Origin of the sequence: Streptomyces sp. SID5785 (assembly GCF_009870065.1) — a bacterium.
In the GTDB taxonomy this organism is placed as follows: Bacteria; Actinomycetota; Actinomycetes; order Streptomycetales; family Streptomycetaceae; genus Streptomyces.
The window spans coordinates 1-5,987 of the sequence record NZ_WWIA01000436.1 but is presented as its reverse complement, the minus strand read 5'-3'; the positions used below and the strand labels follow the sequence as shown (position 1 = coordinate 5,987).

Annotated in this window: 4 protein-coding genes and 1 pseudogene; 4 read left to right on the top strand and 1 reads right to left on the bottom strand. The window is 73.6% G+C overall.

The genetic code is table 11. The annotated features are described in order from the left end of the window. On the bottom strand, positions 1-845 hold an 845-nt coding region (locus GTW43_RS14520; RefSeq protein ID WP_161302237.1), incomplete at its 3' end, for an FHA domain-containing protein. Between the two features lie 396 nt (positions 846-1,241). On the opposite strand from GTW43_RS14520, the gene GTW43_RS14515 reads away from it, so the two are divergent. The 4 genes and pseudogenes from GTW43_RS14515 to GTW43_RS14500 all read left to right on the top strand — a co-directional run. Continuing rightward, positions 1,242-2,870, top strand: a complete 1,629-nt coding sequence (locus GTW43_RS14515) for a serine/threonine-protein kinase (protein ID WP_161302235.1) — start codon at positions 1,242-1,244, stop codon at positions 2,868-2,870. A 131-nt stretch (positions 2,871-3,001) separates the two neighbouring features. Then, on the top strand, positions 3,002-4,237 hold the full coding sequence (locus GTW43_RS14510) for a serine/threonine-protein kinase (protein WP_161302233.1): 1,236 nt from the start codon (positions 3,002-3,004) through the stop codon (positions 4,235-4,237). A 44-nt stretch (positions 4,238-4,281) separates the two neighbouring features. Further along, on the top strand, positions 4,282-5,385 hold the full coding sequence (gene prfB, locus GTW43_RS14505) for a peptide chain release factor 2 (protein WP_161302231.1): 1,104 nt from the start codon (positions 4,282-4,284) through the stop codon (positions 5,383-5,385). A 302-nt stretch (positions 5,386-5,687) separates the two neighbouring features. Beyond that, a pseudogene (locus GTW43_RS14500) lies at positions 5,688-5,987 on the top strand (hypothetical protein); the annotation flags it as partial.

Sequence of the window (5,987 nt, the reverse complement as noted above, 5' to 3'; positions counted from 1 at the left end):
GCGTCGGGGGCACCGCCCTGGCCGGGGACGACGGGCCGGGCCTCGCCGTGCCCGGGGACGCCGGGCTCGCCCCAGGCCGCGTCCCCGTACGCGTGCTGCGTCGACGCGTCGGGGTCCGTGCCGGGGCCGGGCGCGGGGGAGGGCGGGGTGCCGTCCGGACCGTCCGCGGGGCCGCCGCGCGGTGTCACCCGTACGTGTCCCTCGCCGTCGGGCACCGTGCGCAGCGGGGCGGGGCGGGCCGCGTCGCCCGCGACGGCGACGCGCAGCGCGGACTCGCCGAGCCGGAGCAGGGCGCCGGGGGCCAGCCGCACGGGACGCTCGCCGACCGGGCGGCCGTCGACCCGCGTGCCGTTCGTCGAGCCCAGGTCGGCGACCGTCACCCGGCCGTCGGCGGTGAGCGTGACGGCGCAGTGCAGCCGGGAGACGTCCGGGTCGTCGAGCGGCACGTCCGCGTCGGCGGAGCGGCCGACGCGGATCTGGCCGCCGTGCAGGAGATGGACGCCGCCCGCGTCGGGGCCCGCGACGACATGGAGCTGGGCGTCCGCCGCGTCGGGCTCGGGGCCGGGGTCGGTGGGCGCGCCCAGGGAGAGCACGGCGCCGTCGGTCAGCGGCGGCTCGCCCAGCAGGCAGCGCTGCGGATCGAGCCGCTCGGTGCCCGCGTACAGCACGGTGGAGGGGGCGTCGCCGCCCGCGACGGCCGCGACCAGGCCGGAGGCGACCGCGGCCAGCGCGGTGCCCGCCGGGGCGGTCACGAGGACGTCGGCACCGGGGGCCGCGCCGCCCCCGCCGGGGGCCGCGTCCGGGCCGGAGCCCAGGGGGTCTACGACGGAAAGCCGGATGTGCATCGCCGTCTGCGGTCCCTTCTGCGCGGGCGCCCGGGACGGGACGGCCCGCGGTCCCCCACCGCAGATCCCCCACCCCTACGGGCACGTCAGCCAGTGCTGTGAGCATCCTCGCACTTGCCACCGACAACACGCCCGCCGCCCACCTGTAAGTGATCTTGATTGGTCGCGTCTGCCCGCAAAAGTTCCTGGACGGCAACCGGTGGGCCCGGTCGTGCGTCTTCCCGTCGAACACGGGTTTGCCGAGGCCGACGACCGGAACGGCCCGGGGGCACAGAAGATCGACAGTCTGTACTCCGTACGGCGCCACTACAGTGGGTCGGAACGTCCGGGACCGGGCAGAAGCACCGGACGGACACCGAAAGTCACTGACAGACACCGATGCAGGGAGCGCATGACGTGCGGCCGGTAGGCAGCAAGTACCTGCTCGAGGAGCCGCTCGGACGCGGCGCCACGGGCACCGTCTGGCGAGCCCGCCAGCGCGAGACGGCGGGCGCCGAGGCGGCCGTCGCCGGGCAGCCCGGTGAGACCGTCGCCATCAAGGTCCTCAAGGAGGAGCTGGCGAACGACGCGGACGTGGTGATGCGCTTCCTGCGCGAGCGCTCCGTCCTGCTCCGCCTCACGCACCCGAACATCGTCCGCACCCGTGACCTCGTCGTCGAGGGCGAGCTGCTCGCCCTGGTGATGGACCTGGTCGACGGCCCGGACCTGCATCGCTACCTGCGCGAGAACGGCCCGTTCTCGCCGGTCGCCGCCGCCCTGCTGACCGCCCAGATCGCCGACGCGCTCGCCGCGAGCCACGCCGACGGCGTCGTGCACCGCGACCTGAAGCCGGCCAACGTGCTCCTGAAGTGGGACCAGGAGGACGGTGCGGCGATGCACCCGATGCTGACCGACTTCGGCATCGCCCGCCTCGCCGACTCCCCGGGCCTGACCCGCACCCACGAGTTCGTCGGCACGCCCGCGTACGTCGCCCCCGAGTCCGCCGAGGGTCGGCCGCAGACCAGCGCCGTCGACGTCTACGGCGCGGGCATCCTGCTCTACGAGCTGGTGACCGGCCGCCCGCCGTTCTCCGGCGGCAGCGCCCTCGAGGTGCTCCACCAGCACCTGAGCGCCGAGCCTCGCCGCCCCTCCACGGTCCCCGACGCGCTGTGGACGGTCATCGAGCGCTGCCTGCGCAAGAACCCCGACGAGCGGCCCAGCGCGGAGAACCTCGCGCGCGGGCTGCGCACCGTCGCCGAGGGCATCGGCGTGCACGCGAACAGCGCCCAGATCGCCGCCGCCGAGGGCGTGGGCGCGCTCCTGGCCCCCGACCCGCAGCCGGCCCAGGTGCCGGACGTCCCGGGCGCCGCCGACCCGACCCAGGTCCTGCCGAGCAACGCGGCGGCGACCGACCCGGCGAACGCGGGCGCGTACGACCCGAACGCGGCGACGAGCGTCATGCAGCAGCAGTCCGGCGGCGGCGCCCCCGACCCGACGGCCGTCCTGCCGCCCGTCCCGCAGGACCCGCCGCACCAGCAGCAGATGCCCGACGCGTGGGGCAACCAGCTGCGCGCCGCCCGCGACCGCAACGAGCAGACGCAGGTCCAGTACATCGACCCGGACCAGGACCCGCTGCGCCGCCGCCCGCAGCGCCAGGTCGCGCGTCCGCAGCAGGAGCCGCGCAGGCCGCAGCAGCAGTACGCACCCCGCCAGCAGCCGCAGCAGCCCCAGCAGTACGCCCCGCAGCGCCAGCAGTACGCGCCGCCGCAGGCGCCGCCCCAGCAGCCCCGGCCCGCGCGGGAGCCCCGCGAGCCGCGCCGCCGCAGCGCCAACCCGATGAAGATCCCCGGCCTCGGCTGCCTCAAGGGCTGCCTCTTCATGGTCGTGATCCTCTTCGTGGTGAGCTGGCTGGTCTGGGAGTTCACCCCGGTGCAGGACTGGATCGGCACCGGCAAGGGCTACTGGGACCAGCTCTCCGACTGGTTCTCGACCGTGACGGGCTGGATCGGCGACCTCGGCTCCGGCGGTGACTCGGGCGGGGCCTGAGCCCACCGGGCCCACCGGAACGGTGAGGTAGGAGATTTGTCGACACCCAGCGGGTGATTTCTCCCGCGGATGCGTTGGTTGGCGTCCGAGCCGCGTAGCTTGGGCGCCAACACGCGTCTGTAGGAGCAGTCTTGGCACGCAAGATCGGCAGCCGGTACACCGCCCACCAGATCCTGGGCCGCGGCAGCGCGGGCACGGTGTGGCTCGGCGAGGGGCCCGACGGACCCGTCGCCGTCAAGATGCTGCGCGAGGACCTCGCCTCCGACCAGGAGCTGGTCGGCCGCTTCGTCCAGGAGCGCACCGCCCTGCTGAGCCTCGACCACCCGCGCGTGGTCGGCGTCCACGACCTCGTGGTGGACGGGAACGACCTGGCGCTGGTCATGGACCTCGTCCGCGGCACCGACCTGCGCACCCGCCTGGACCGCGAGCGCCGCCTCGCCCCCGAGGCCGCCGTCGCCATCGCGGCCGACGTCGCCGAGGCCCTGGCCGCCGCGCACGCCGCCCAGATCGTCCACCGCGACGTCAAGCCGGAGAACATCCTGCTCGACATGCAGGGACCGCTCGGCCCCGGCGGCGCCCACCCCGCCCTGCTCACCGACTTCGGCGTCGCCAAGCTGATCGACACCCCGCGCCGCACCCGCGCCAGCAAGGTCGTCGGCACCCCCGACTACCTCGCCCCCGAGATCATCGAGGGCCTCCCGCCGCGCGCCGCCGTCGACATCTACGCCCTCGCCACCGTCCTCTACGAGCTGCTCGCCGGCTTCACCCCCTTCGGCGGCGGGCACCCCGGCGCGATCCTGCGCCGCCACGTCACCGAGACCGTCGTGCCGCTGCCCGGCATCCCCGACGAGCTCTGGCAGCTCCTCGTCCAGTGCCTCGCCAAGGCACCGGCCTCCCGGCTGCGCGCCACGGAGATGGCCGCCCGGCTGCGCGAGCTCCAGCCGCTGCTCGCCGGCATGGCCCCGCTCGACGTGGACGAGCCCGACGCCGACCCGGCGCCCGACGAGCCGGAGGCCGCCGCCGAGCCCGAGCAGGAGCCCGCGCCGCGCCGCGGCGCCGTCCCGCTGGTCCCCGGCCCCGCCTCCGCGGACTCCAACCGGGACACCCACACGTCGATGCGGGTCCCGGCCCCGGACGAGCTGGCGGGAGGCGCCCGCGGCACCGCCCGCGCCCCCCGCACCCCCGGCGCACCCCGCCCCGGCTCCGCGCGCAACCGCGCCTCGGCCCGGCGCCGCCGCATCACCCTCGGGGTGGCCGGTGCGGTGCTGGTGCTCGCCGTCGGGGGCGGCATATGGGCCGCCGGTTCCTCCGGCTCGGACGACGGCCCGCCCGCGGACAACAACAATTCGGCCCCGGCCCACCCGTGAGCCTCCGGGAACGGATCACTTGCACCAGCCGTTAGGCTGGTCCTGTGGCAGTCGTCGATGTTTCCGAAGAGCTGAAGTCCCTCTCCTCGACCATGGAGTCGATCGAGGCCGTCCTGGACCTCGACAAGCTGAGGGCAGATATCGCCGTGCTCGAGGAGCAGGCGGCCGCGCCGTCCCTGTGGGACGACCCGGAAGAGGCGCAGAAGATCACCAGCAAGCTGAGCCACCTCCAGGCCGAGGTGCGCAAGGCGGAGGCGCTGCGCGGTCGGATCGACGACCTCTCCGTCCTCTTCGAGATGGCCGAGGAGGAGGACGACCCGGACACCCGCGCCGAGGCCGAGACCGAGCTGACCTCGGTCAAGAAGGCCCTGGACGAGATGGAGGTCCGTACCCTCCTGTCCGGCGAGTACGACGCCCGCGAGGCGATCGTCAACATCCGCGCGGAGGCCGGCGGCGTCGACGCCGCGGACTTCGCGGAGCAGCTGCAGCGCATGTACCTGCGCTGGGCCGAGCGCCACGGCTACAAGACCGAGGTCTACGAGACGTCGTACGCGGAAGAGGCCGGCATCAAGTCGACCTCCTTCTCCGTCCAGGTCCCGTACGCCTACGGCACGCTCTCCGTCGAGCAGGGCACGCACCGCCTGGTGCGCATCTCGCCGTTCGACAACCAGGGCCGCCGCCAGACGTCGTTCGCCGGCGTCGAGGTGCTGCCCGTCGTCGAGCAGACCGACCACATCGACATCGACGAGTCCGAGCTGCGCGTCGACGTCTACCGCTCCTCGGGCCCCGGCGGCCAGGGCGTGAACACGACGGACTCCGCGGTCCGCCTGACCCACCTCCCCACCGGCATCGTCGTCTCCTGTCAGAACGAGCGCTCGCAGATCCAGAACAAGGCGACCGCGATGAACGTGCTGCAGGCCAAGCTCCTCGAGCGCCAGCGCCAGGAGGAGCGGGCCAAGATGGACGCCCTCAAGGACAGCGGCAGCTCCTGGGGCAACCAGATGCGGTCCTACGTCCTGCACCCGTACCAGATGGTCAAGGACCTGCGCACCGAGTTCGAGGTGGGCAACCCGCAGTCCGTGCTCGACGGCGAGATCGACGGTTTCCTCGAGGCCGGTATCCGCTGGCGCAAGCAGCAGGAGAAGTAACCGCCGTTTCGCGCTCACGCGCGCTCTTTGTCGACAAGACAACTGCCGCCTCCCGGGCGGCAGTTGTCATTTACGGCACTTTCACATGTCCGTTCCCCCGGCGAAACGGCAGATAACGGTCATCGTGGAGCCAAACCGCCTTGACGCTTCTGGCAAAACTGGGAAGGGTTGCGAGCGGCATGCGTATCAGTGGGACGCGTGTGAACGGGGGCGGGTCGCACGAAGGCCACTGCTGCCCCTGGACCGAGCACGCGTCTCTGGCGCTGCTCCACTGACGATTGGCTACTGGGGGTAGCAGACAGATGACCAAGAAGACGCGGATCCGTGTGGCACGGATAGCCGCCGGTGCGGTGATCGCCGCCGGTGCCTCGCTGACCGCCGCGGGCGCCGCCTCGGCAGCCGACCTGGACGTGAACATCCTCGGCCTCAACGCCGGCGTGAGCGCCGACGAGAACGGCCTCGGCGTGCACGCCGGCCTGAACGGTGACGACGACGACTGCCCGGCCGACGTCTGCGTCGACGGTGGCACCACCGACGGCGGTACCGACGGTGGCACCGACGACGGCGGTACGACCGACGGCGGCACCACGGACGGTGGCACG